Origin of the sequence: Streptomyces sp. NBC_01233, from assembly GCF_035989305.1 — a bacterium.
In the GTDB taxonomy this organism is placed as follows: Bacteria; Actinomycetota; Actinomycetes; order Streptomycetales; family Streptomycetaceae; genus Streptomyces.
The window spans coordinates 1,296,028-1,320,243 of record NZ_CP108514.1; the positions used below are offsets into that span (position 1 = coordinate 1,296,028).

Consider the following 24,216-nt stretch of genomic DNA (forward strand, 5'->3'; position numbering starts at 1 on the left):
ATCTCCGCTCCCCCGGTCACTCTGTGCGATCACACAGATGGGTTCCAGCCAATCGGTGACACAGCTCACGCAACGGCCCATGCACGGATTTGCCGATTCCGGCGTCTATCGGGTTGCCGGGCTCCACCCCACGGCCCGGCAGCAGATCCGCCGCAAGGGAGTGAGCCTTGATCACTGTCATCGAGCAGGCCGCACAGGCCCGTCTGGTCGCCACCGCGCCGAAGGTCGAGACCGTGCCCGTCACCCTCTGCTACGACCGTGCGGATCCTTTCGCCGTGCGGATGGCCTTCCCCGCCCCGGCGACGCTGGAGGGGGTCGAGGTCTCGTGGACCTTCTCCCGCGAGCTGCTGGAGTCCGGGCTGGACCGTCCGTCGGGCCGTGGCGACGTCCGCGTGCGCCCGTACGACGGCGACCGGACGACCATCGAGTTCCATGCGGCGGAGGGCGTCGCGATCGTGCTGATGCTGACGGCCGAGCTGCACCGCTTCCTGGAGCGGGCGGCGGCCGTGGTGGCGCCGGGCCTGGAGCACCTCTACCTCGACATGGACCACAGCCTGGCCGAGCTGATGCGCGACACCTGCTGACCCGCCGACGGCTATTTCGATTGCGGGCGGCTCCGGCCGCCCGTAGCTTCGTTGACGACCCATTGCCGTCGAAACGGAGCAGGACATTGCTCGTCTGAGGTTCGAGACACCGACCACCGACCACCGTGACCCCCGTCGTCACCGGCTGAGCGTCGGCTGTCTCCCCGCGTTGCACGCACCACTCACGCAACCTGGAGGCCTCCATGAGCCACGCCCCTGCTTTCATCACCTGCTCCGCCCTGTCCTTCGACTGGCCCGACGGCACTCCCGTCTTCGACGGGTTCCAACTCGCCGTCGGCCCCGGCCGCACCGGCCTGATCGGACTCAACGGCTGCGGGAAGTCCACCCTGCTGAAGCTGATCGCCGGTGAACTGACCCCGACCGGGGGCCAGTCGGCCGTCACCGGCTCGGTCGGCCACCTCCCCCAGACGGTCACCCTCGACACCGCGCTGCGCGTGGACGAGGCGCTCGGCATCCACACCGCCCGCGCCGCCCTCCACGCCATCGAGGCGGGCGAGGCCACCGAGGCGAACTTCACCGCCGTCGGCGACGACTGGGACGTGGAGGAGCGGGCCCTGGCCACGCTCGACCAGCTCGGTCTCGCCGGAATCGGCCTGGACCGCACCGTCGGCGAGCTCTCGGGCGGCGAGTCCGTGCTGCTGCGGCTGGCCGCGCTGCTGCTCGCGCGTCCCGACGTCCTGCTGCTGGACGAGCCCACCAACAACCTGGACCTGCGCGCCCGGGGCCGCCTGTACGCGGCCGTCGAGTCCTGGTCCGGGGTGATGCTCGTGGTCAGCCACGACCGGGAGCTGCTGGAGCGGGTCGATCAGATCGCCGATCTGCGCGACGGCGAAGTCCGCTGGTACGGAGGGAACTTCAGCGACTACGAGGAGATGCTCGCCGCCGAACAGGAGGCTGCCGGGCGGATGGTCCGGGTCGCGGAGGCCGACGTACAGCGGCAGAAGCGCGAACTGGCCGACGCGCAGGTCAAACTGGCGCGGCGCAAGCGGTACGGCCAGAAGATGTTCGAGAACAAGCGCGAGCCGAAGATCGTGATGGGTGCGCGCAAGCGGGCGGCGCAGGAGTCGGCCGGCAAGCACCGGATCATGCACACCGAGAAGCTGGCGCAGGCGAAGGAGCGGCTGGACCAGGCGGTGGAGGCGGTGCGCGACGACGACGAGATCCGGATCGATCTGCCCGCCACCCGGGTCCCGCCGGGGCGCCGGGTGCTGACCCTGAGCGGTCTGCGCCTGGCCCACGGGGCCTCCGTACCGGGCGAGTGGGAGCTTCGGGGTCCGGAGCGGATCGCCCTGGTGGGCCGCAACGGCTCGGGGAAGACCACGCTGCTGCGCACGGTCGCGGGGCAGCTCGCACCGGAGTCCGGGGCGGCGGTGGCGCATGTGACCACGCGGTTCCTGCCGCAGCGGCTGGACGTGCTCGACGAGAGCCGGTCGGTCGTGGAGAACGTGGCACGGTTCGCCCCGCAGGCCACGAACAACCTGATCCGGGCGCGGCTCGCGCACTTCCTGTTCCGGGGCGCCCGGGCGGACCGGCCGGCCGGCACCCTGTCGGGCGGCGAGCGGTTCCGGGCGGCGCTGGCGGCCCTGCTGCTGGCGGAGCCCGCCCCGCAGCTGCTCATGCTCGACGAGCCCACGAACAACCTGGACCTGTCGAGCGTGCGGCAGCTGACGGAGGCGCTGGAGTCCTACGAGGGCGCCCTGGTGGTGGCGAGCCACGACGTGCCGTTCCTGGAGTCGATCGGCGTCACGCGGTGGCTGCTGCTGGACGGCGAGCTGCGGCCGACCACGGCCGAGGAGGTCCGGGAAACACTGTGGCACGAGTGAGCGAGCCCGCTCGCGCCGCCGCCCACGGACCCCCGACGCCGTGGGCGGCGGCGAAGCGGAACCCGTTCCGGCCGTCAAAAGTAAAGCTTTCAATCCACCTGACGGCGTGATTTTGCCCCTTCAAACACCTCTCACACCCACCGTAAACTGCACAGATAACTGGATGTAACTGGACATACACCCGCCCGGGGCTTGGCTGGCCTTGATGTCGCGCTTAACCTACGACTCCGTAAGCTACGGAACCGTAGGTAATTCGCTTTGCACCCAGGAGTACCCGTGACGATCACCTCTCCCCACCTCGGCAGCTCGGAGGCGTGGACCGACGCCAAGCTGCTGTTCGCGCTGGAAGAGGTGGTCGAGAAGGAGCTCAACCGCCATCTGAAGGTCACCAAGGACTGGATGCCCCACGAGTACGTCCCGTGGAGCGACGGCCGGAACTTCCCGGGCTTCTTCGAAGACGGCGAGGCCTGGGACCCGGAGCAGTCCAAGGTCACCGACATCGGCAAGATCGCACTCGTCGTGAACCTGCTGACCGAGGACAACCTCCCCAGCTACCACCACGAGATCGCCACCCTCTTCGGGCGCAACGGCGCCTGGGGCACCTGGGTGCACCGCTGGACGGCCGAGGAGGGCCGCCACGGCATCGTGATGCGCGACTACCTGCTGGCCTCGCGCGCCGTGGACCCGGACAAGCTGGAAGCGTTCCGCATGCAGCACATGTCGGAGGGTTTCGAGTCCGACAACCGCCACTCCATGCTGCACTCGGTGGCGTACGTGGCCTTCCAGGAGCTCGCCACCCGCATCTCGCACCGCAACACCGGCCACCAGTCCGGTGACCCGGTCTGCGACCGGATGCTGGCGCGCATCGCGCAGGACGAGAACCTGCACATGGTCTTCTACCGCAACCTGCTGGGCGCGGCCTTCGAGCTCGCCCCGGACCTGACCATGCAGGCCGTCCGGGACGTCGTGGTCAACTTCCGGATGCCCGGACACGGCATGCCCGGCTTCGAGCGGATGGCCGCCCAGATGGCGATCGGCGGGGTCTACAACCTGCGGATCCACCACGACGACGTACTGAGCCCCGTGATCCGCTTCCTGAAGATCATGGACATCGACGGCCTCGGCCCCGAGGGCCAGAAGGCCCAGGAGGAGCTCGGCCTGTTCATGAACGGCCTGGACAGCGAGGCCCGCAAGTTCGACGAGCGCCTGGCCGCCCGCGCGGCACGGATCGCGGCCCGCAAGGGCTGACCTGTTTCCGCTCGCTCGGGCGAGTGATGCCGATTCCCCTGGCAGAGCCGTGCTCTGCCAGGGTTTCGCGTCATGACCTCGCTCCAGGTGGACATCGACCAGCTGACCCGTCTGACGCGCGCCCTGGACTCCTCGCTGGTCTCCCTGCGGGAGGCGCGGCGCGCGCTGGACCACGTACGGCCCGACCAGCTGGGCACGGCCGATCTCGACGCGGCGTGCGACGGCTTCCAGGAACGGTGGGCCCACGGCACGCGGGAGCTGGCCAAACGGGTCAAGACCGTGCGGGAGGGCGTGGACCGCAGCGCCGCGGAGTACGCGGAGCTGGAGGAGGCCGTCCGCGCGGCCTTCCGCCGGGCGGTGGCCTCGCATGGCTGAGCACGCGGCGCTGGGCTTCGACCCGGCGCCCGGCAATCCGGCCGCGGTCCTGGCCCTGACGAAGAAGCTCGCCACGTCGGCGCACTCCCTCGGGGAGGCCTCCCGCGTCGTGAAGGACCTCGTCTCCCACAGCTCGCAGTGGCAGGGCGAGGCCGCGACCGCCTTCCGCGCCTCCCTCTCACAGGACCTCCCCCGCTACCTGGGCGCGGCCCACACCTCCCTCGCGGAGGCCGCCCGCCGACTCACCGGCTGGCACGAGACCCTGGTCGCGCACCGCGCACTGGCCGCCCGCTACGAGGCCCAGGCCGCCGCGGCCAAGACGGACGAAGCCCTGTCCGACACCCGCCGCCTGGCCCGCGAACTCGCCGCCGAACACGCGGCGGCGGCGAGCCGCGTCGCCCGGACGCTGACCGCGGCGACGGACCGGCTGGCCCCGAAGGAACCGGGCATGCTGGCCTCGATCTGGCACAAGATCGTGGACGACCCGGGCGACGCCTTGTCGAACGCGTCGGCGGTCCTGGGCGCGATCGGTGCCGGCGTGGCACTGTTCTGCCCGCCCGCGGGCCTGGCGGTGATGCTGGTCGCGGGCGGCCTGTCCCTGGCGGCCCTGACCACGCACCTGGCGGACCCGAAGTTCCGCAAACCGCTGGTGGACGGGGCCACGAAGGGCGAGTTCGACGCGGACTTCTGGAAGAGCGGCGTGACCCTCCTGGGCGACGTCGCCGGCACGGTCCCGGGCGTCGCCGCGGTCGCCTCGGGCGCCAAGGCGGGCACCCTGGCCGCCCGCGCCGCCATGGCCGCCGCCCCCGAGGCCAGCGCCCTGACCGGCCTGAGCGCGGGATCAGCCTCCTTCCGCAGCACGACATGGTCGACGGGCCTCGCCATCCAGGAGGTCGACAACCCGTTGATCACTTGGGGGGTTCGGACCACCAACCCAACCGTCACCAAGGCTGTGGGCCTGGCCGCACCAACTCTCGGGGCGGTGACGGCAAGCGCTGGCTATGTATCGGACAGCGAATCCGTCGAGCACGCTTCTACCGCTGTGGATGGTGCCCGCGGCGTTTTGGACGACGGACCCTCAGCAGCCGCAAAATCGGCCAGCGTATGGTCGGCGATGAGGCCGTGATGAGTGACGTTGCGGTTCCACCGCTCTGGTTTCGGCTCCCGCCCGGCTTCCACACCATCGGTCCTGGCGACCGGCAGGCCTTGGATTGCATGGCTGATGCCCTCGGGAGTCCGGCGGCAATGGTCGACATCGCACGGCTCATGGGTGGACTGAACAGCCTCCAGGCCCACCACGTCGTCCACACCTCGATCGGCCTGCATCCGGACGACGTCCTCGGCGTGTCGACGTCGTTCTTCTCCCTGACCGTTCGGCATGCCCAACACCCGAACCCCGGTGTGGCCGTCGCGCAGACATCCCTGGCCATCTCCCGCTCCGCACTCTGGGGCAAAGCAGCGCGCAGGGTCATCGAGCTGCCTTCGTCGCTCCCCTGCTACCTGGTCGCTGGACTGATTTCACCGCCCGGAGTGAACGACCAACTGTTTCAGGCCAGGGCGATCACCGCGGACGCGCAAGGACGGCACGTCATCATCCTGGACCTGACCAGCGCTGCGGTCAGCAATGCTGAGGCCTACACCAGCATCCTGGAAGCCGTCACGTACACGATCAGCTTCTCCGACCCCGACCCCGAGGCCAGTCCCCCGCCCCTGCCAGGCACATCGCGCATTCTGGAGGTGCTCCTGTGACAGCCCCGCGCACCAAAGTGGCGTGGGACCACCCCCCGACCGCAGCCGGCTACAAGCGGATGGCGTTCCGTCGCGGCGCCTGGATGGTGGGCTTGACGTCCACCTTCGTCATCCTGTCGGCGGGCCTGCGGCTGCATGTGATCACACAAGCCGTTGTCCCACTCAGTGCCGTGGTCATCGCCATCATCCCGTTCCTCCCGGTCGTCGTCATCGCGTACTGCACCCGGCGACGTGTCGCTTCCGTGCTCCAGGCGTACCCCTGGCGCGAGCTGTCCTGCCAGCACGTTGCGCAGCGTCCCTCGCTCATCGCGGTCGCGTTCACGCAGGACTTCTCGCCAGCGCTGCGCATGTTCCCCTTCCCCGTTCAACTCACAGACCGGGAGAACGGGGGAAGCGGAACGATCTGGTTCGCCGGGGACCCTCGCTTCGGGGGAGTCGCGTCGCCCGTGGGGGGACACCATCCGGTGCGGGTCGTGCTCAACACCGTGTCCGGCGAGGCGTGGGTCGGGGGCGACGACGGACTGGCCCGGCGGGCCGGATTGATGGGGCGAAGCGGCAAGGGGACCCGGACCTGATCAGTGGCGGGGGCGGAGGGCGAGGCGTTCGGCTTCCGAGAGGCCGCCCCAGACGCCGAAGCGCTCGTCATTGGCCAGGGCGTACTCCAGGCACGCCGCCCGCCCCTCGCACGCCCCGCACAGCCGCTTCGCGTCGCGCAGCGACGAGCCCGGCTCCGGGAAGAAGAAGCCAGGGCCCGTCTGGGCGCACAGGGCGAGTTCGTACCAGGCGGTGTCCGTGGCTGCGGTAGTGGTGTTCATAGACATGCCGCAGATACTGGCGGCCCCCGATGGACGTCCGATCAACGCCTGATCAACACCGGTCACGGCCCCGCCGTCGGCAACCCGCCGGCCATGACCCGGACGAACATCTCTTCGCCGATCCGTTCGATCATCGCATCCCCCACTGACAGTGGACCTGTCCCTCGTCACTGAGTGAACGACCGTGCGTTCGGCAAGATGGGGCCATGGCTGACGGACGCGTGGAACGCGGCAACCAGACACGGCGGACCGTTCTGGAGCGGACGATGAACGTCGCCTCCGTGGACGGCCTCGAAGGCCTGTCCCTGAGGAAGATCGCCGCGGATCTCGGCCTGAGCAAGAGTGGGGTCTTCGCCCTCTTCGGCTCCAAGGAGGACCTGCAGCTCGCCACCCTCCGCGCCGCCGTCGACGTGTTCGTCGACCAGGTCGTACGGCCCGTGCGCGCGGAACCCGCCGGTCTCGCCAAGGTATGGCGGATGTGTAAGGGCTGGCTCGACTACTCCGGGCGCCGCGTCTTCCCCGGTGGCTGCTTCTTCTACTCCGTCTCCGCGGAGTTCGACGCACGCCCCGGCCCCGTACGTGACGAGATCGCCAAGGTGCGGTCCGACTGGACGCGTTACGTGGAGCGGGTCCTCGACGAGGCGCGGCTGGCCGGCGGGTTCCGGGACGCGGCAGATGCGTCGGACGTGCCGCAGCTCGCCTTCGAGTTGATCGCCCTGATGGAGCTCGCCAACGCGCATTCCGTCCTGCACGGGGACCCGATGGCGTACGAACGGGCCGGCCGGGGGATCCTCGGCCGGCTGCGTGCGGTGGCGGCCGCTCCGGACGAACTCCCGGAACGGCCGCCTGCCTTCACCGCTCCTTCCTGACTCCGCTCCTCACTCGCGTCGCGCGGACGCAGACGCAGACGTCGACTCGGAGTCGGAGTCGGAGTCCAAGTCGGGCTCGGACCCCGCCTCGGACATCGCGAACTCGACGGCTTTCGCCATGACTTCGGGGTCGGCCAGGATGCGTCGATGGCCCAGGCCGGCGGTCTCGATCAGGCGAACCTGCGGGCCGTAGGCGTCGGCGATCGCCCGGGACCGGGAGAGGGCGGCCACGTCGTCGTCCGCGTCGTGGACGAGCAGGATCGGCGCCCGCATGTCCGCGGAACGGCGGGCGGCGTCGAGGCGATGCCGGATGTCGGGTTCGCCGGGGAACAGCCGGCGCTCGACGTGGATGCGCAGGGCGCGCCCGACCGACCCGCCCAGGCTCAGCCGTGCGCAGAACCGGTCCAGGAGGTAGTCGAAGTCCGCCACGCCTCCGATGCCGACGACGCGGTCGGCCCGTACGCCGTCCCGCAGCATGGAGAAGGTGGCGAGCACGCCGAAGGAGTGGGCCACGACGGCCGAGAAGTCGCCGTGCTCCGCGTGCAGTCGGCGGATGATGGCGCGGTAGTCGAGGATCGTGGAGGCGCGGCCGCCGGACTCCCCCAGCCCCCGTTCGTCATGGCCGTGCGTGGGCAAGTGGGCGGCCAGGGCGGCTGGTTGTGCGGCGATCAGCCGTGTCGCCGCCGCCAGCGGCGCTTGGGTTCGGGTGCCTGGGCAACGGGTCCGATCGTCTCAGCGGCCGACGCGGTGTCCGCCGGAAGGGCATGCAGGGCGGTGCGGATGCGGTCGAAGGTGGCGATGGGGTGGTGGCCGTCTCCACCGGGCAGCGCCACCCCGAGGCAGACCAGCGACGGAAGGGCGGACGTCAGTCCTCGTGCTTGGCGCGGCTGGGCTGGACGCGTTTGGGTTCGCCCGGCATCTTCGGATAGTCCGGCGGGTAGGGCATGTCGCCCAGGCCGTGCTCGTGTTCGTCGCGGTCCGCGAGTTCCAGTACGGGGTCCAGGGCGAAGGCGTGTTCGTCCATGTCGGCGTGCAGGTCGCCCAGTTCGGCGAAGCGGGCCGGCATCGTCACGATGTCGAAGTCGCGCGGCTCCGCGTCGTCCACCTCGTCCCAGCGCAGCGGCGCCGAGACCGGGGCGTGCGGGCGGGGGCGGATGGAGTAGGCGGAGGCGATCGTGCGGTCGCGGGCCGTCTGGTTGTAGTCGACGAAGATCCGCTCGCCGCGTTCCTCCTTCCACCAGGCCGTCGTGACCTTGCCCGGCATCCGGCGTTCGAGTTCCCGGCCGAGGGCGATGGCGCACCGGCGGACCTCGGTGAAGGTCCAGCGCGGGGCGATCGGCACGAAGACGTGCAGCCCGCGGCCGCCCGAGGTCTTGGGCCAGCCGCGCAGGCCCAGTTCCTCCAGCAGGGCGCGCAGCTCGTGGGCGGCCGCCACCGCGTGGTGGTAGTCGGTCCCCGGCTGCGGGTCCAGGTCGATGCGCAGTTCGTCGGGGCGGTCGGTGTCCTCGCGGCGTACCGGCCAGGGGTGGAAGGTGAGGCAGCCCAGGTTGGCGGCCCACAGGACGGCGGCCGGCTCGGTCGGGCAGATCTCGTCGGCCGAGCGGCCGCTCGGGAAGGAGATGTGGGCGGTCGGGATCCACTCGGGGAGGTTCTTCGGCGCCCTCTTCTGGAAGAAGGACTCGCCCTCCACACCGTCCGGGAAGCGTTCCAGGGTCGTGGGCCGGTTGCGCAGGGCTCGCGTGATGCCGTCCGCGACGGCCAGGTAGTACTCGGCCACGTGCCGCTTGGTGAGGCCGCGCTCCGGGAAGTACACCTTGTCCGGGCTGGACAGCCGTACCGTCCGCCCGCCCGCGTCCAGCTCGATCGCATTACCGGCAGCACCCATGTGCGCCACGGTAGGCGGGCCCGGGCGAGGGCGCATACCGGGCGCGGCCGGACGTACCACCGCAGAATCGAAGGCATGGATCTGCCAGTGATGCCGCCCGTGAAACCGATGCTCGCCAAGTCCGTGGCGAAGATCCCGCCCGGCATGCAGTACGAGGCCAAGTGGGACGGCTTCCGGGCCATCGTCCATCGCGACGGCGACGAGATCGAGATCGGCAGCCGTACGGGCAAGACGCTGACCCGGTACTTTCCCGAGCTGGCGCAGGCACTGAAGGACAATCTGCCGGACCGCTGCGTCGTCGACGGCGAGATCGTGATCGTTCACGGCGGGCGGCTCGATTTCGACCGGCTGACCGAGCGGATCCATCCCGCGCAGTCCCGTGTCGCCCTGCTGGCCGAGACCACCCCCGCCAGCTTCGTCGCCTTCGACCTGCTCGCGCTGGGCGACGAGTCACTCCTCGACACGCCGCTCACCGGCCGCCGTGCCGCCCTGGTCCGGTCGCTCTCCACTGCTCGGCCCCCCGTCCACCTCGCGCCCGCGACCACCGATCCCGCGCTCGCGCAGGAGTGGTTCGAGCGGTTCGAGGGCGCCGGGCTCGACGGAGTGATCGCCAAACCGCTCGATCTCCTCTACCGGCCCGACGCCCGCCTCATGTTCAAGATCAAGCACGAACGTACCGCCGACGTCGTCGTCGCGGGTTTCCGTTTCCACAAGAGCGGTCCGATTGTCGGATCGCTGCTCCTCGGTCTGTACGACGCCCACGGCACCCTCCAGCACGTGGGCGTCTGCGCGGCCTTCCCCATGAAGCGCCGCGCAGAGCTGGTGGAGGAGCTCGAACCCCTGCGGATGCCGGACCCGGCCGGACATCCGTGGGCCGCCTGGGCAGAGGAGTCGGCCCACGAGAGCGCCCGGTTGCCGGGCGCGCAGAGCCGCTGGACCGGCAAGAAGGACCTGTCCTGGGTGCCGCTGCGCCCCGAGCGGGTCGTCGAGGTGAAGTACGACCACATGGAGGGCGACCGCTTCCGGCACACCGCCCAGTTCCGCCGCTGGCGGGAGGACCGGACACCGGAGAGCTGCACCTACACCCAGCTGGAGGAGGTCGTCGGCTACGACCTCGCCGAAGTGCTCGGCCCGGCCGCCGGTACCGGCGGTGCTTCCGGTACGGCCGGCGCCTCCGGTACCGGAGGCGCCGCCGGCTGAGCGCCCCGCTCCGGCCCCGCCGTCAGCTTCTCCCACGCCGCCCGGTCCGGCCCCGCCTCGTGCGGGACGTAGTCCGGCCGCGCGGCGAGCCAGCGCGCCACCCGGGCCTTGATCTCCGGATCCGCGTACGCCCGCTCCGGCGGCTCGGCCAGGTGCCGGACCCTCGCCCGCGCCCGCATCACCGCGGGGTCCTCCAGTGCGCAGTCGAACAGCGCGGCCACCTCGCGCGCCGTGCCCGTACGCCCGGCCCGGGTCGCGAAGCGCTCCCCGATGGCCGCGTCGGCGACCACCTGGAAGTCGAACCACGGCTTCAGCGTGCGCACCGCCCAGTCGTGGTGGCCGACGGCGAACCGGGCCGACCCCGGGTCCCGGTGCACCGTACGGGCCACCCTGCGCGCGGCCCACAGCGCGAGCGAGGTGCCCTGCCCCAGGGTCGGATTGGTGTGCGTGATCGAGTCGCCGACCGGGACCAGCCCGGTCACCACCGGGCCCCGCTCGTCGACCAGCGCGCTCCACCGGTTGTCCAGGCTCGCCGTGGCCCGTACGTCGGACAGCGGCTCGGCGCCGCGGGCCAGCCAGGCCGCACCGGGCGGGAAGGCTCGGGCCGCGCGCTCGAAGACGGCGGGGTCGCGCAGCGCCGAGCGGGTGGCGTCCGAGGTGTGCACGAACAACGTCACCGCGAAGACCCGGTTGTCGGCCGGGAACACCGCGCACCCGGCGAAGGCCCCGCCGGTCACCGCCCAGGGCCGGCGCGGCCCTTCGTCCGTGCCTTCGGGCAGCCTGTACCAGCGGCAGAAGTACGCGAGCCCCGTGCGGTGCCGTTCCACGACGGGCGGCCGGCAGCCCGCCTCGGCCAGCCTGCGCTCGACGCCCCCGCGCCGCCCGCCCGCGTCCACGACGAGGTCGCCCTCGTAACTCCCGGCCTCGGTGGCCACTCCCGTCACGTGGACCTCCAGGGCTTCGGTCGGCCCCGGGAGGGTGGTCAGTCCGGTGACCGGCTCCCCGTACCGGACGACGACACCCGCCTCCGCGCGCAGGGCCGTGGTCAGCGCGCTCTCCAGCACGATGCGCCGGGCCTGGAGCATGACGAGGTCCTCGTCGCCGGGGAGGGTGGGGGGCCGCACCTCGAACCAGTCCAGCTCGTGCCGCTCCCGGGCGCCGAGTGCGAGCATCTCCGCGTAGACGTCGGGCAGTTCGTCCCGCAGGACGGTGCGTGCGGCCCCGAGCAGCACGTGCGGCTGGACCGCCTGCGGTACGGTCGGCCGGCGCCAGCCGAAGAAGTCGCGGTCGAGGGCGGTGCCCGGAGCGCGAGTGTCGCGCTCGAAGAGTTCCGCCGTGTGTCCGTGCCGCGCGGCGAGCAGGGCCGTGGCCAGCCCTCCCACTCCTGCGCCGATGACCAGAACGTGTGCCATGGAGCGTCCCCCCGAACCATTGGACCGTTGGACCGTACGACGATCACACCGCCCAGAGCCTGCGCGGACGGACGGCGACCGAAACCCGCACAGTTGTCCTATACGAGCCGTGCGTCGACCGGCCGTCCACCCGGCCGCGGGCCGGCCCGCTCAGCCGCGGACCCGTCCTGCCACCGGTCCTCCGGCACCGGCCCCGGCCGCACCCGCACCTGCACCCGCACCCGCACCCGCACGGTGGACCTCCACGGCCCGGCGGGCCTCCGCCTCGATCAGGTCGGCGTTCACGGAGACGGCCGCACGCACCCCCTGCGCGGCCGCGCCCGCGATCTGCTCCATCGGAGCGGTCACATTGCCCGCAGCCCATACCCCGCGCAGCGCGGTGGCACCGGTCGCCGGGTCGGACTCGACGCAGGTGCCTATCACGTGCCCGTCCCGCTCCACGACGGTGGTCGGCAGGCCCAGACCGGTCAGGACGCCCGAGCGAGCAGTGAACCGAGGGGCCACCACCAGGGCTCCGCACTCCACGGCGGCGCCGTCGGCCAGGGTCACCCCGGTCAGCCGGTCCTCCTCGACCGCGAGTCCCGTCGCCTCTCCCTCGACGACCCGGACACCGAGGGCGGCCAGCAGTTCCCGGTCCGCGTCGGTGAGCCGCCAGGTGTGCGCCAGCAGGGTGGTCCGCTCGCTCCAGTGCCGCCAGAGCTGCGCCTGGTGCACCGCGAGGGGTCCGTCGGCCAGCACCGCGACCGGCAGGTCCCGGACCTCCCAGCCGTGGCAGTACGGGCAGTGCAGCACGTCCCGGCCCCAGCGCGCCCGGAGGCCCGGCACCGCGGGAAGCTCGTCGACCAGACCGGTGGCGACCACCAGCCGCCGCGCCCGGACGGTGGAAGCGTCCCCGCAGCGGACCAGGAAGCCCCCGTCGGGCAGCCGGTCCGCGGCGATGGCCGTCCCCTGTCTGATCTCGCCGCCGTAGCCGGCCACCTCGGCGCGCCCCCTGGCCAGCAGCGCGGCCGGACTCTCCCCGTCCTGGCCGAGGTATCCGTGCAGGTGCGCGGCCGGGGCGTTGCGCGGGCTGCCCGAGTCGATCACCAGCACCGACCGGCGGGCCCGGACCAGCGTCAGGGCCCCTGCGAGCCCGGCGGCCCCACCGCCCACGACCACCACGTCGAACACGTCGTCCCCCGAGTCGTCTGAGTTCCTTGAGCCCCGTGCGTCGTCCATGCCTCCGAGGGTCCACTCGCAGGTACCCGCTTGACAAATGTTCTTGCCGAAGCGGCAAATGGATCCATGGCCACCGAGGAGCAGGACGAGGAACTCGCCGGCGTGCTCACCGCCGTGGGCCCGCGGCTGCGCGCCCTGCGCCGGCAGCGCGGCACCACGCTGGCCCAGCTCAGCGAGACCACGGGGATCTCCCTCTCCACCCTCTCCCGGCTGGAGTCCGGGCAGCGCAGGCCGACGCTGGAGCTGCTGCTCCCGCTGGCCAGGGCGCACCGGGTGGCGCTCGACGAGCTGGTCGGCGCCCCGGAGACCGGGGATCCCCGGGTCCGCCCGCGCCCCTTCGTCCGGCACGGCAGCACCTACGTGCCGCTGACCCGCAAGTTCAGCGGGGTGCACGCCTTCAAACAGATCCTCCCGCCCCTCGAAGGCCCGCCGCCCGAGCCCGAGCTCAAGGTCCACGAGGGCTACGAGTGGCTGTACGTGCTGTCCGGGCGCATCCGGCTGATGCTCGGGGAGCACGACCTCGTCCTCGGCCCCGGCGAGGCCGCCGAGTTCGACACGCGCACCCCGCACGCCTTCTTCAACGCGGGACCGCAGGCAGCGGAGTTCCTCAGCCTCTTCGGCCCCCAGGGCGAACGGATCCACGTCCGCGCCCGGCCCACCACTCCCCCGGAAGGACGTCCATGACCACCAACCGCGAACGCCCCGAGCGGGCCGTACCGCAGCCCAACGCCGTCGTCGGCGTCGGGCTGGTCGTCATCGGCCCGGACGGCCGGGTGCTGCTCGGCCAGGCACACGACGGCCGCTGGGAGCTGCCCGGCGGGAAGGTCGACCCCGGGGAGGGCTTCGAGCAGGCCGCGGCCCGGGAACTCGCCGAGGAGACGGACCTGCGGGCTGCCCCCGAGGAGATCCGCGTCCTGTCCGTCCAGATCGACGCGAAATCCGGCCTGACCCGGCTGACGGCTGCCGCCGTCACCACCACTGCGGAGGGCGTCCCCGCCGTCACCGAGCCCCACAAGATCACCCGCTGGCAGTGGTTCGCCCCGGCCGAGATCCCCTCGGCCCTGTACGCCCCGTCGGCGGCCGTGCTGCGCACCTGGCGCCCGGACCTCGCGACCCTGCCACACGTCCCTTCGTACGACTATCCGACCGTGAGCCCGGGCCCGACCGCGACGCCCTGAGGGCCGCGCACCGACCGCGACCGCCTGAGGCCTCGGGAAGGGTCCGGACCCGGCCTCACACCGTGAAGGTCGTCGCCACCGTCACGGCCGTCACCGCCGCCATCGCGGCCTGCACGTCGCGGACGGCCGTCCGGACGCTGTCGGCCGCCCACTGACCGGCGGCTATCTCCGCCGTCCTCGGGGCCACCGCCTCGCGGCGCCGGTCGGGGAAGGCCGACCGGTGCAGCCCGGCCGAGTGGATCAGTGCGATGAGGCCGACCGTGCGCTCGTCCGGCTCGGCGCCCTCGATGACGACGGCGCGCAGCCGCTCCCGCAGTGCGCGCTCGGCGGCGCCGTCGGTCTCGGGGTGGCGCCGCTGCGGGAACACCCCGAGCACCTTGTGCACTTCCGCCGTCACCAGGCCGCGCTCGACCAGGCGCTCCAGCGCGGCGCCGACCGCCTTGGCCTGGTCCCTGGTCAGCCAGTCCGTCACCCGGCGCTTGGCGCGGCCGCGCAGCCAGGCCTCCATCGCCAGGATCCGGCCGTCGAGCAGTCCTTCCCCGGTGGGCGTGGTGTCCCGCAGCTCCAGGTACTTGCCGGCCACGGACACCCGCTCCGCCATGACCAGTTCGAGCAGGATCGCGCCCGCCGCCGCCCAGCCCGCCGCCTGGCGCTCGCGCGCCTGCCCGGACTGGTCGTCCAGGGACAGGAGCACGATCTCCTCGGCCAGTGTGATTCCCATGTCCACTCCCGTCCCCGTGCTCGACACGCGTCGACGGGGAGGATGGCCGGCGGCTGGCGGAGGTTCCGATTCCGGCACGAACTCGCCACGGCGCCCGCCCCGCTACGTCCGCACCACCACCCGCGGCGCGAAGTTGCCCTCGCCCAGGTCCTCGGCCAGCAGCCGCCTCGCGATCGCGTCCGACGCCACCCGCAGTTCGGCGCTCCGGGGCCGCCCCCGGTCCTTCTCCAGCTGGTCGCCGAGCCACCGGGCCCAGGCCGCCGAGATGACGGCGGCCTCCCGCTCGCCGGCCTGGGTGAGGGAGAAGTAGCTGCCCTCGCGGCTGAGGTAGCCCTCCTCCGTCATCCGGTCGAAGACCGGGAGCAGCACCTCCGGCGGCAGCGACCGGCGCGCGGCGATCAGCCCGATGCTGGCGGTGCCGACCGTCCGGGTCATGAGTTCCACCTGCATCACCGTCCAGGCGCCCGCGATGTCCAGCCGGGTGTCGGATCCCGCGACGATCCCGCGTGCCGTGTCCCGCCCCATGTTCCGGACGAGTTTGCCGACCGCCAGCTCCAGCAGCTTGGCCGAATCCCCACTGGCCGTGGCCGGAGAGCCGAACCCGTCGCCCATGTCCGTGGAGCCGGCCCGGGCGGTGTCGCGCAGCTTGACCTGTTTGAGGAAGAGCCCGGCGACGAACCCGAAGACCGCCACCGGCACGGTCCAGAGGAACACCGTGTGCAGGGCCTCCGCGTAGGCATCGATGATGGGAGCCGCGGCCTCGGGGCTCAGCCGGTGCACCCCTTCCGGGGTCGACGCGGCCTCGGCCAGCTGCGCCGGGTCCTGCCCGGTGACCCGCGCCGCCTCCGCGACCGCCGCCTCCAGTCCGGGCCCCAGGTGGTTCGCGTAGATCGTGCCGAAGACCGCCGTCCCGAAGGCGCTGCCGAGCGTACGGAAGAAGGTGACCCCGGAGGTGGCGGTGCCGAGGTCGGCGTAGTCGACGGTGTTCTGCACGGCGATCGTCAGCACCTGCATGGACAGGCCGATGCCCGTGCCGAGCACGAACATGTACAGCGATTCCAGCAGGGTGCCGGTCCCCGGTTGCATCCGCGACAGCAGGTACAGGCCGACGCCCATGACCGCGTTGCCGACGATCGGGAAGATCCGGTACCGGCCGGTCTTGCTGGTGACGTTGCCGCTGAAGACGGAGGCGATCAGCAGCCCGAAGACCATGGGCAGGGTCCGGACGCCCGAGACCGTGGCCGAGTCCCCGTCGACGTACTGGAGGTAGGTCGGCAGGAACGTCATCGCGCCGAGCATCGCGAACCCGACGACGAAGCTCAGTACGGAGCACACGGCGAAGACCGGATTGCGGAAGAGCCGCATCGGCAGCATCGGTTCCGCGGCGCGCGTCTCGACCAGGCAGAACAGGGCCAGCGCGACCGCGCCGCCCGCGAACAGGCCGATGATCGTCGGCGAGGTCCAGGCGTACTCGTTCCCGCCCCAGCTGGTGGCCAGGATCAGCGCGCTCGCGCCGACCGCGACGAGGGCGATGCCCAGGTAGTCGATGACCGGCTTGCCCGAGGCCCGTACCACCGGGATCGTCTTGGCGGCCGCGACGACCACGAGGACGGCGATCGGGACGTTGACGTAGAAGCACCACCGCCAGCTCAGTTGGTCGGTGAAGAATCCGCCGAGCAGCGGTCCGATGACGGTGGCGACGCCGAAGACGGCGCCGATCATGCCCTGGTACTTGCCGCGTTCGCGCAGGGGCACCACGTCGGCGATCAGTGCCATGGCGGTGACCATCAGGCCGCCGGCTCCGATGCCCTGGACTCCGCGCCACACGATCAGGAACGTCATGTTGCTGGACAGGCCGCACAGGAAGGAGCCGCTGATGAAGATGATCGCGGAGATCTGGAAGATCAATTTTCGGCCGTACAGGTCGCCGAACTTCCCCACCAGCACCGTCGACACGGTCTCCGCGAGCAGGTAGGAGGTCACCACCCACGACATGTGGTCCCCGCCGCCGAGGTCCCCCACGATCGTGGGCAGGGCGGTGCCGACGATCGTCTGGTCGAGTGCCGCGAGCAGCACGCCCAGCATGATCGTGCCGAAGATGATGTTGCGCTGCCGCCGGTCGAGCACGGGTGGCGCGGCGGCTACGGCGGGAGCAGTGGTCACCCTCGCACTCTCACAGCGCCCCCGCCCCACCGCATGCGGCGCTGCGCCGTGCGAGGGACCCGCCGGCGCTCGGCGCAGGCGGGTCAGCGCAGGTAGGCGAGCCCCGGGTGCTCCGCCGCGTACCCGTCGAGCAGCCGCCGCGCCACGGCCACGGAGTCCACCAGCGGGTGGAGCGCGAAGGCCTTGACGGCGGCCGCCCGGGATCCGCTTGCCGCGGCCTCCAGAACCTCCCGTTCGACGGCCTTGACGGCCGTCACAAGCCCCACCGCGTGCAGCGGCAGCGGTTCGACGCCGACCGGGTGGGCTCCGTTCGCGTCGACCAGGCAGGGCACCTCGATGACCGCCCCGGCGTCCAGGACCGACAGCGTCGAGCCGTTGCGGACGTTCAGGATCAGCGTGGCCCGCTCGTCCCGGGCGATGGCCCGCATCAGCGCGAGCGCGACCTTCTCGTAGCCGCCGGACTCCAGGTCGCTCTCGTCGCGCTCGCCGACGCCGGCCGCCTCGCGGTTCTCGGCCATGTACGTGGCCTCGCGCTCGGCCCGGGTCCGGTCCCAGGCGGCCAGCGCCGCCCCGGCCGGCCGGCCGGCCAGGCCGGCTTCGGCGTAGAAGCCGCGCTGCTGGTCGCGCAGGAATGCCCCGCGGGTCTGCCCGGCCTCCTGGTACGCCCGTACGGTGTCACGGTTGAAGTAGTAGTAGTGCAGGTACTCGTTGGGGATCGCGCCGAGCGAGCGCAGCCACTCGGCTCCGAAGAGCCGGCCCTCCTCGAAGGACTCCAGGGCCTTGGTGTCGGCCAGCAGCCGGGGCAGCTCGTCGCGGCCGCCGATGCGCAGCCCGCGCACCCAGCCCAGGTGGTTGAGGCCGACGTAGTCGATCCAGGCGTCCTGCGGCCGGGCCCCGAGCAGCCGGGCGATCCGCCGGCCGAGGCCCACGGGGGAATCGCAGATGCCGATCACCCGCCCGCCGAGCTCCTCGGCCATGGCCTCGGTGACCAGCCCCGCCGGGTTGGTGAAGTTGATGACCCACGCCTCGGGGGCGGTACGGGCGATCCTGCGCGCGATCGCGCGGGCCACCGGCACGGTCCGCAGGCCGTACGCGATGCCGCCCGCACCCACCGTCTCCTGGCCCAGCACTCCCTCGGCCAGGGCGATCCGCTCGTCCGCGGCGCGCCCGTCCAGGCCGCCGACGCGGATGGCCGAAAAGATGAAGTCCGCCCCGCGCAGGGCCTCGTCGAGGTCCCCGGTGGCGGTGACGGCCGGGGCGTCCGGTACGCCGGCGGCCGCGGCCTGGTCGTCGAGGACGCGGGCCATGGCGGTGAGCCGCGCCGGGTCCTCGTCGTACAGCGTCACATGGGATACCCGGCCCTCGGCGTGGTCGCCGAGCAGCGCTCCGTAGACGAGCGGTACCCGGAAACCGCCTCCGCCGAGGATCGTCAGCCGCACGCCCTACCGCCCTTCGCCCGTGCCGGTGCGCCTGCCACGGCAGGTGCCGGTGACAGTGGCAGCTCCCGCGGCCGTTCCACGGACCACGATCGTGCCGGCGGCGGCTCCGGGGGCTCCAGTGCCACGATCGTTGCCACGATCGGTGACACGGAATCCGAGGCGCGCGCCCGCCGGCACCAGTCTGCCCCGGCCGGTCACTCCCCCAGCGACGGCACGGCGCGCAGCCGGGCACCCTGCTGGTGCATGACCCCGGCGCCGCCCCGTACGGGACCCACCGGCGCGCCCGGCGGGGCCGACAGGACCAGGGTGATCCGCGTCAGCCCCATCGCCTCCAGCATCCGGCTGGTCTCGGCCACCATCCGGCAGCGCACCAGCCCCCACCGCGGGTCGGGGTGGCGCACGGTCCGCACCGCCCCGTCCATCTCGGCGGCCTCGGCCCCGCGCATGCTCAGCCAGTGCGGCACCCCGTACCGGTAGGCGGCCTCCATGAACGGGTCACGGGCCACCTCCTGGCGGATGCTGCGCAGCCCCTCGTCCTCCGGAGCCGCGGCCAGGGCGGCCGCGAACTGGGCCAGCAGCGGTACGCACCAGGCCGGTTCGTGGTCCTCCAGCACGCCCGCCGCGTCCGGATGGAACAGCACGAAGCGCAGGAAGTTGTCGTCCGGCAGGGCCGTCGGGTGCGGCCGTACGGTCTGGAAGAGCTGGTCGAAGGCCGAGTTGGTGAGCGCGACGTCCCAGCGGTGGTCCACCAGGAAGCTCGGGTAGGGCACGGACTCCATGAGGGCCGCGTAGTCGCACAAGTAGTCGCGCTGCGCGGGGTCCTCGGGCAGTCTGTTCTCCTCGGCGGCCCGCCACGTGGGCGGCGGGTCGCGGTCGACCATGACGCGGAACAGCCAGAAGCACTGCCGCTCGCTCATCTCCAAGGCCTCTGCCAGGGCGAGCAGTTTGCGGTCCGTCCACTCCTTGACGAGGCCGCGTTCCCAGTTCCCGTACGCACGCACGCTGATGCGCAGCCGGGCGGCGAGGTCCTCCTGGCTCAGCCCCAGCTCCTCGCGGCGTTGGCGCAAAATCTCCTTGCGTCGCTCCGACCGCACGGCGCCCCGTGCGGACTCCTCGCCCGCCAGGCGCTCCTCACCGGCTCGGGCGAGGCCATCGGACGGGCCCACCGCTGCGAGATGTGGCACCGAGAGCTCCCCCTCCTCCGGTCTGGATCTTCATTTCCGTGTGGCGATCCTGCTACCGACTTCATTCGAGTGTCAACTATTGTGGCAATTCCAGCCTCTTGACAGCTCATTCCCGCCACAGCTGTGGCACGTTCTAGCCCTTCCGCGCGAGAGCGGCTAGATTCCAGAAGCCGACCATGTGCCGTACCGACTTCGCGCGATCTAGGAGAACCACTGGTGACAGACGGCTTCCCGGCTCCCGTCGCGGTGGCCAACGCACCCCTGGCAGCCACCATCACGCGCGTCGCCGAACTCGCGGGCAAGATGGGCCGCAACCTGAACCACGTCTTCGACCTGCGGCGGCTCTCGGAGGCCTCCGGCGTGCCCACGGACGTGGTCAAGACCCTCCTCGACGGCAGGCCGGCCGGCGAACCCGATCTGCAGACCCGGTTCCTCCAGCGGCTCGACCTGCTGCGGCGCACCCGAGTCAAACCCAACGGCCGCCGCTACACGCAGCAGGAGATCGCGGACGGCGCCGGCATGTCACGGCAGCAGGCCGGGGCGCTGATCAACGGCGACCGCCGCCCCACCATGGAGCACTGCGACGCGATCCAGCGCTTCTTCGGGGTGCACGCCGGGTTCCTCACGGCACACGACTCCGACGCCCTCACCGACGCGCTCCAGCGGACCGAGCAACAGCTGCTGCAGGACTTCGCGGGGCGCGCGCGGGAAACCGTACCGGCCGCGGCCGCATCGGCGGGCGATCCGCTGGCAAGACTCCTCCAGAACCACGGCGTGCGGGGCATCGCATGGCGCGCCGCCCAACTGCCCAGCGACAAGCACCGGGACAAGGTGACCGAATGGCTGGACATGCTCCTCGAAAGCGTAAAACCGAACGAGTCCTGACCCAGTCGAAAGTCTGGGTCTGATCCTTGAGTCCTGATCCGGATCCGCGCCGACGGGGAGAACGGTGAGCATAGGCAGAGAGCAGCGGCGGTTGTGCGGGGAGCTGGTGGCCGGCATCCGGCTGACCGCACCCGTGGAACCCGTGGACCTCTACGCTGCCCTCTGCGAGGGCATGAGCAGACACCGCGGCCGACGGGTGGACTTCCGGATGGCCTCGTTCCCCCCGCGGACGGCCAGCGGCCTCTGGCTCGACATGGCGGACCGCGATCTCGTGGTCATCGAGGAACGCACCGCTCCCGACCACCAACTGGTCATCCTGGGCCACGAGCTGTGGCACATGAAGGCCGGCCACTGCAGCCACCACGTCGACGGCGCCGCCGTCGCGGCGCGGCTGCTGACCGACGAGGCGGACATCGGAGAGACCGTCCGCCGCGTCGCGGCGCGCACGCGCGCGGACGTACAGGAGGAGACCGAGGCCGAAACCTTCGGCTTACTGCTGGGCAGTCGGTGCCGGAACTGGCTGGCCGGATCGGCCGGCCACCGGGCTCCGGTCCAGCGCGACCAACTGGCGGGCCGCATCGAGGCATCGCTGGGCTACCGGGGGCACAGGAACGACCGTTGAACGGCGAGGACTACTACATACCGGCGGCCGCCATGGCGATCTCACTCGCCTTCAAGCTGCCGGCCCTGCGGCACAACTGGCGCGACCCGCTCCTGCGTTCGGTCGTCGCCCTGCTGACTCTTGCGGGAGCGGTGTTCTTCTTCGCGGCCCCGCCCACCATCGCGGCGGTCAACCGCTGGACCGGGATCGTCAACGTCTCGGCCCCCCTGGTGTACTGCCTGATCACCGCCTTCAGCGCCTCCTGCCTGGTCCTGATGGTCAACTGGCGGGGCGGACCGCCCGAACAGACCCGACGCGTCTCGCGCCGCTGGATCACGGGCTACAGCCTCGTGATCGTGGCCCTGATCGTGCTGTTCGCCCTCGGTGACACCCCGGTGGAGCGGCTGCGCGACTTCGACACCTTCTACGCGAACACCCCGTACATCGGGATGATGATCGCCCTCTACCTGCTGGCCCACCACGTGGCCGCGGTGGTGATGGTGGTCCTGTGCTGGCGCTGGTCCCTGCAGGTGCGCGGCTGGCTGCGGGTCGGCCTGATGATCATCGTCTCCGGCTACATCTTCAACCTCACCTACGACGCCACCAAGATCTCCTCGGTGGTCGCCCGCTGGCTGGGCCACGACCTCGACGACCTGAGCACCTACGTCGCCCCGCCGCTCGCCGCCCTGGGCGCGCTGATCAGCGCGATGGGCTTCGTGGTCCCGCTCGTCTGCCAGCGGCTGTCGGACCACTGGCAGACCTGGGCGACGTACCGCCGGCTCGGCGCGCTGTGGCAGGAGGTGCAGATCTCCGCGCCCAGCGGCACGCCCTCCGTGCAGATGGCCTGGTGGTCCGCGGCGGAACTGCGGGTCATCCAGCGGGAGTCGGACATCCACGACGGCTTCCTGCACCTGGGCCCGTACTTCGACAAGGGCCTGCGCGACGGCGCCTACGAGAACGCCGTCGCCGCAGGGGCCGACGAGGAGACCGCCCGCGCGGTCGCCGACGCCGCCATGGTCGCGGCCGCCGTGCGGGCCCGCTCCGCGGACCCCGAGGGCAAGATCATCGGCGAGGACGAGGAGACCCGGCTCGACACCGCCGACGTACCGCGCGACCTGCTGCGGATCTCCCACGCCCTGCGGCATTCACCGGTCGTGCAGGCGGTCCGTCAGCACGTCGCGGTCTAGCGGGCGCCCCCTGCGGGCTCAGCGGGCCGCGGCCACCGCCGTCTTCGGGAACAGGTCCTGGAACGGCCCCGCGGAGTCGATCCCGTCCCGCCCGTAGGGCGCGTCGAAGCTCCACACCATGAACAGCAGGAACACGATCAGCGCGCTGAACAGACCGGCGAGCAGCAACTCCCGCCCGGAGCGGCGGATCTGCAGGGTGAAGATCAGCCCGACGGTCACCACCCCGCCGACCAGCAGCCCGAACCACACCACGCTCGGCAGCGTGGACTCGGAGCTCTGCGTCCGCGAGTGGCGTGCGTCGTCGGCGGCCGCGATGTGGTCCAGCAGCGGCTGGTAGGCCTGTGCCTGGAGCTCGGTGGCCGGGCTCTGGTGGGTGACGTCGCTGCGCAGCTTGCCCAGCAGCTGGGCGCCCTCGGCCGACGCGCCCTCGCCGGAGGTCAGCAGCGGCCAGTCCACGGCGACGGTGTGGGAGACGTACGCGTCCACCTCGCCGCGGATCCGGTCGCGGACCGCGGACGGGTAGACGTCGGCGCGCTGGGTGACCTCGTACAGCGCCTGGGCCTCGCGGCGCACGCTGTCCTCCGCGGCGCCGCGCGCCTCCCAGACGCCCGCGATGGCCAGGCCCAGCACGATGGCGTAGACCACGCCCACCATCATCGTCATATACTCGATGACGTCGGGGGTTTCGCTGGTGTCCTCGTCGTCCGCGGCCCGGCGGTGCCGGATCGTGGTGATGGCGAGGACGACGGCGCAGACGAGCGCCATGGCGATGGCCAGGACCAGCCATTCGGACACGTGGATTCTCCCGGTGTGGGTGGGGTGGGTGAGGTCGACGGGGCGCGGCGTGCGGCTGCGGCTCCCGGAACAGGCGGTCAGCCGCGGCTCTTGGAACGCGGACGCAGAGCGGCCGCGGCGAGTACGGCCGGGGTGGTGACGACGACCATGAGCATCACGGTGGACATTCCCTCAGGGCCGCGCCGCTCCAGGGCCACCGCGCGGTACGGACGCACGTGGAAGGCACTGACGCGCGACGCGGCGGCAGCTCTGGGCCGGGGCGGGGCGGGTGCGTCGGCGGGCGCCCCTGCGGTGCCGCCCCCGGGATCCGGTACGGGCACCGGCGGCTCCGCCTCCCCGGCCCCGGCCTCCGCGGAGGGCGCCGCCGGAGCCGGCACGACCTGCGGCACCACCGGCGGCGCCGCCGGCTCCGGTGGTCCGGGGCGCGTCGGCCGTCCCGGCTCGGCGACGGCCGGCGCGGGCATCCGCCCCGGGTGGTGCACGGTGAGCCGGTCGGCGCCGGGCACGGCCGCCCGCACCGGGGGCCGCCCGGAAGGCCGGTCGACGGGCCCCCTCGGCTGCGGCCCCTTCATCGGCACGCACAGGTCGACGCTGGCGCCGCGGCCGTGGCCGTCGCCCGCGACCGCCACGTGGCCGTGCAGCGGGCAGAGCGCCGCCACCAGCCCCGCCCCGGCGAAGTACTGCCAAGCGGTCACGCGCGTCCTCCCGAATTCCGCAGCAGATGCATGGGTCACCGGTGAAGAAACGATCAAGGCCCGTATTCGACACGCCGCGGACGGATCGGGAACCCTGACGCGGGGGACACGTCACCCGGTCGTGCGTCCGGTCGTCACCGGTCGTGCGTCCGCTCGTGCCTGCGCTCGT

The 24,216-nt window shown here is 72.0% G+C and carries 25 protein-coding genes; 14 read left to right on the plus strand and 11 right to left on the minus strand.

Going from position 1 to position 24,216, the window contains the following annotated elements:
- Window positions 1-167: 167 nt before the first annotated feature.
- From OG332_RS06370 to OG332_RS06400, 7 genes are all read left to right on the plus strand, one after another.
- On the plus strand, window positions 168-584 hold the full coding sequence (locus tag OG332_RS06370; RefSeq protein WP_327412520.1) for an SsgA family sporulation/cell division regulator: 417 nt from the start codon (window positions 168-170) through the stop codon (window positions 582-584).
- Between the two features lie 203 nt (window positions 585-787).
- Window positions 788-2,428 (plus strand): ABC-F family ATP-binding cassette domain-containing protein, encoded by a 1,641-nt coding sequence (locus OG332_RS06375; protein WP_327412521.1) that lies wholly within the window; start codon window positions 788-790, stop codon window positions 2,426-2,428.
- 276 nt (window positions 2,429-2,704) lie between these two features.
- Window positions 2,705-3,676 (plus strand): acyl-ACP desaturase, encoded by a 972-nt coding sequence (locus tag OG332_RS06380; RefSeq protein WP_319721368.1) that lies wholly within the window; start codon window positions 2,705-2,707, stop codon window positions 3,674-3,676.
- A 72-nt stretch (window positions 3,677-3,748) separates the two neighbouring features.
- A complete protein-coding gene (locus OG332_RS06385) occupies window positions 3,749-4,051 on the plus strand; it encodes a hypothetical protein (RefSeq protein ID WP_327412522.1) in 303 nt (100 codons plus the stop codon).
- On the plus strand, window positions 4,044-5,177 hold the full coding sequence (locus tag OG332_RS06390) for a hypothetical protein (protein WP_327412523.1): 1,134 nt from the start codon (window positions 4,044-4,046) through the stop codon (window positions 5,175-5,177). Before OG332_RS06385 ends, OG332_RS06390 begins: the two co-directional genes overlap by 8 nt.
- The gene (locus OG332_RS06395; protein ID WP_327412524.1) at window positions 5,156-5,800 is read left to right on the plus strand and encodes a hypothetical protein; all 645 of its coding nucleotides are present in this window, start codon (window positions 5,156-5,158) and stop codon (window positions 5,798-5,800) included. Before OG332_RS06390 ends, OG332_RS06395 begins: the two co-directional genes overlap by 22 nt.
- Window positions 5,797-6,375 carry a hypothetical protein gene (locus tag OG332_RS06400; protein WP_327412525.1) on the plus strand — a complete coding sequence of 193 codons (579 nt, stop codon included), beginning with the start codon at window positions 5,797-5,799 and terminating at the stop codon, window positions 6,373-6,375. The genes OG332_RS06395 and OG332_RS06400 overlap by 4 nt, the downstream gene beginning before the upstream one ends.
- Here OG332_RS06400 and OG332_RS06405 read toward each other — a convergent pair whose 3' ends face one another.
- Window positions 6,376-6,621: a WhiB family transcriptional regulator gene (locus tag OG332_RS06405; protein WP_327412526.1), complete on the minus strand. Its 246-nt coding sequence runs from the start codon at window positions 6,619-6,621 to the stop codon at window positions 6,376-6,378.
- A gap of 200 nt (window positions 6,622-6,821) precedes the next feature.
- On the opposite strand from OG332_RS06405, the gene OG332_RS06410 reads away from it, so the two are divergent.
- Complete coding sequence (locus OG332_RS06410; RefSeq protein WP_327412527.1) at window positions 6,822-7,484, plus strand: TetR/AcrR family transcriptional regulator; 663 nt, start codon at window positions 6,822-6,824, stop codon at window positions 7,482-7,484.
- 9 nt (window positions 7,485-7,493) lie between these two features.
- On the opposite strand, the gene OG332_RS06415 is transcribed toward OG332_RS06410, so the two are convergent.
- Complete coding sequence (locus OG332_RS06415) at window positions 7,494-8,120, minus strand: alpha/beta hydrolase (RefSeq protein ID WP_327412528.1); 627 nt, start codon at window positions 8,118-8,120, stop codon at window positions 7,494-7,496.
- Between the two features lie 229 nt (window positions 8,121-8,349).
- Window positions 8,350-9,369 (minus strand): non-homologous end-joining DNA ligase, encoded by a 1,020-nt coding sequence (ligD, locus tag OG332_RS06420; protein ID WP_327412529.1) that lies wholly within the window; start codon window positions 9,367-9,369, stop codon window positions 8,350-8,352.
- Between the two features lie 75 nt (window positions 9,370-9,444).
- Between ligD and OG332_RS06425 the strand changes: the two genes are divergently transcribed.
- On the plus strand, window positions 9,445-10,569 hold the full coding sequence (locus OG332_RS06425; protein WP_327412530.1) for an ATP-dependent DNA ligase: 1,125 nt from the start codon (window positions 9,445-9,447) through the stop codon (window positions 10,567-10,569).
- Here OG332_RS06425 and OG332_RS06430 read toward each other — a convergent pair.
- Window positions 10,476-11,981, minus strand: coding sequence for an FAD-dependent oxidoreductase (locus OG332_RS06430; protein ID WP_327412531.1), 1,506 nt, complete (start codon window positions 11,979-11,981; stop codon window positions 10,476-10,478). The two genes, OG332_RS06425 and OG332_RS06430, sit on opposite strands and share 94 nt — an antisense overlap.
- 150 nt (window positions 11,982-12,131) lie before the next feature.
- Window positions 12,132-13,199 (minus strand): NAD(P)/FAD-dependent oxidoreductase, encoded by a 1,068-nt coding sequence (locus tag OG332_RS06435; RefSeq protein ID WP_327412532.1) that lies wholly within the window; start codon window positions 13,197-13,199, stop codon window positions 12,132-12,134.
- Between the two features lie 66 nt (window positions 13,200-13,265).
- On the opposite strand from OG332_RS06435, the gene OG332_RS06440 reads away from it, so the two are divergent.
- Both OG332_RS06440 and OG332_RS06445 read left to right on the plus strand, forming a co-directional pair.
- The gene (locus OG332_RS06440) at window positions 13,266-13,883 is read left to right on the plus strand and encodes a helix-turn-helix domain-containing protein (protein WP_327412533.1); all 618 of its coding nucleotides are present in this window, start codon (window positions 13,266-13,268) and stop codon (window positions 13,881-13,883) included.
- Window positions 13,880-14,377, plus strand: a complete 498-nt coding sequence (locus OG332_RS06445) for a nucleotide triphosphate diphosphatase NUDT15 (RefSeq protein ID WP_327412534.1) — start codon at window positions 13,880-13,882, stop codon at window positions 14,375-14,377. Before OG332_RS06440 ends, OG332_RS06445 begins: the two co-directional genes overlap by 4 nt.
- 55 nt (window positions 14,378-14,432) lie before the next feature.
- Here OG332_RS06445 and OG332_RS06450 read toward each other — a convergent pair whose 3' ends face one another.
- The 4 genes from OG332_RS06450 to OG332_RS06465 all read right to left on the minus strand — a co-directional run bounded on the left by OG332_RS06450 (window position 14,433) and on the right by OG332_RS06465 (window position 19,884).
- Window positions 14,433-15,098 (minus strand): GOLPH3/VPS74 family protein, encoded by a 666-nt coding sequence (locus tag OG332_RS06450; protein WP_327412535.1) that lies wholly within the window; start codon window positions 15,096-15,098, stop codon window positions 14,433-14,435.
- Window positions 15,099-15,200: 102 nt separating this feature from the next.
- Window positions 15,201-17,261, minus strand: a complete 2,061-nt coding sequence (locus tag OG332_RS06455; RefSeq protein ID WP_442816115.1) for an MDR family MFS transporter — start codon at window positions 17,259-17,261, stop codon at window positions 15,201-15,203.
- 83 nt (window positions 17,262-17,344) lie between these two features.
- Entirely contained in the window at window positions 17,345-18,700 is a 1,356-nt protein-coding gene (locus OG332_RS06460; RefSeq protein ID WP_327412536.1) for a 6-phospho-beta-glucosidase, read from the minus strand.
- 194 nt (window positions 18,701-18,894) lie between these two features.
- Window positions 18,895-19,884 carry a helix-turn-helix domain-containing protein gene (locus tag OG332_RS06465; RefSeq protein WP_327412537.1) on the minus strand — a complete coding sequence of 330 codons (990 nt, stop codon included), beginning with the start codon at window positions 19,882-19,884 and terminating at the stop codon, window positions 18,895-18,897.
- A gap of 216 nt (window positions 19,885-20,100) precedes the next feature.
- Here OG332_RS06465 and OG332_RS06470 point away from each other — a divergent pair, with 216 nt between their 5' ends.
- The 3 genes from OG332_RS06470 to OG332_RS06480 all read left to right on the plus strand — a co-directional run bounded on the left by OG332_RS06470 (window position 20,101) and on the right by OG332_RS06480 (window position 22,557).
- The gene (locus OG332_RS06470; RefSeq protein ID WP_327412538.1) at window positions 20,101-20,769 is read left to right on the plus strand and encodes a helix-turn-helix domain-containing protein; all 669 of its coding nucleotides are present in this window, start codon (window positions 20,101-20,103) and stop codon (window positions 20,767-20,769) included.
- 64 nt (window positions 20,770-20,833) lie between these two features.
- On the plus strand, window positions 20,834-21,391 hold the full coding sequence (locus OG332_RS06475; protein WP_327412539.1) for a toxin-antitoxin system, toxin component: 558 nt from the start codon (window positions 20,834-20,836) through the stop codon (window positions 21,389-21,391).
- Entirely contained in the window at window positions 21,388-22,557 is a 1,170-nt protein-coding gene (locus OG332_RS06480) for an MAB_1171c family putative transporter (RefSeq protein WP_327412540.1), read from the plus strand. The genes OG332_RS06475 and OG332_RS06480 overlap by 4 nt, the downstream gene beginning before the upstream one ends.
- An 18-nt stretch (window positions 22,558-22,575) precedes the next feature.
- Here the strand turns inward: OG332_RS06480 and OG332_RS06485 are convergent, their stop codons facing one another.
- Window positions 22,576-23,352, minus strand: coding sequence for a bestrophin-like domain (locus OG332_RS06485; RefSeq protein WP_327412541.1), 777 nt, complete (start codon window positions 23,350-23,352; stop codon window positions 22,576-22,578).
- Window positions 23,353-23,429: 77 nt separating this feature from the next.
- Window positions 23,430-24,047 (minus strand): hypothetical protein, encoded by a 618-nt coding sequence (locus OG332_RS06490; RefSeq protein WP_327412542.1) that lies wholly within the window; start codon window positions 24,045-24,047, stop codon window positions 23,430-23,432.
- Window positions 24,048-24,216 lie beyond the last annotated feature (169 nt).

Coding starts and splice junctions, on each gene's coding strand:
- OG332_RS06445 (WP_327412534.1), top strand. CDS start 13,880: ATGACCACCAACCGCGAACGCCCCGAGCGGGCCGTACCGCAGCCCAAC.
- OG332_RS06435 (WP_327412532.1), bottom strand. CDS start 13,199: ATGGACGACGCACGGGGCTCAAGGAACTCAGACGACTCGGGGGACGAC.
- OG332_RS06430 (WP_327412531.1), bottom strand. CDS start 11,981: ATGGCACACGTTCTGGTCATCGGCGCAGGAGTGGGAGGGCTGGCCACG.
- OG332_RS06405 (WP_327412526.1), bottom strand. CDS start 6,621: ATGTCTATGAACACCACTACCGCAGCCACGGACACCGCCTGGTACGAA.
- OG332_RS06395 (WP_327412524.1), top strand. CDS start 5,156: ATGGTCGGCGATGAGGCCGTGATGAGTGACGTTGCGGTTCCACCGCTC.
- OG332_RS06385 (WP_327412522.1), top strand. CDS start 3,749: ATGACCTCGCTCCAGGTGGACATCGACCAGCTGACCCGTCTGACGCGC.
- OG332_RS06410 (WP_327412527.1), top strand. CDS start 6,822: ATGGCTGACGGACGCGTGGAACGCGGCAACCAGACACGGCGGACCGTT.
- OG332_RS06450 (WP_327412535.1), bottom strand. CDS start 15,098: ATGGGAATCACACTGGCCGAGGAGATCGTGCTCCTGTCCCTGGACGAC.
- OG332_RS06375 (WP_327412521.1), top strand. CDS start 788: ATGAGCCACGCCCCTGCTTTCATCACCTGCTCCGCCCTGTCCTTCGAC.
- OG332_RS06440 (WP_327412533.1), top strand. CDS start 13,266: ATGGCCACCGAGGAGCAGGACGAGGAACTCGCCGGCGTGCTCACCGCC.
- OG332_RS06425 (WP_327412530.1), top strand. CDS start 9,445: ATGGATCTGCCAGTGATGCCGCCCGTGAAACCGATGCTCGCCAAGTCC.
- OG332_RS06390 (WP_327412523.1), top strand. CDS start 4,044: ATGGCTGAGCACGCGGCGCTGGGCTTCGACCCGGCGCCCGGCAATCCG.
- ligD (WP_327412529.1), bottom strand. CDS start 9,369: ATGGGTGCTGCCGGTAATGCGATCGAGCTGGACGCGGGCGGGCGGACG.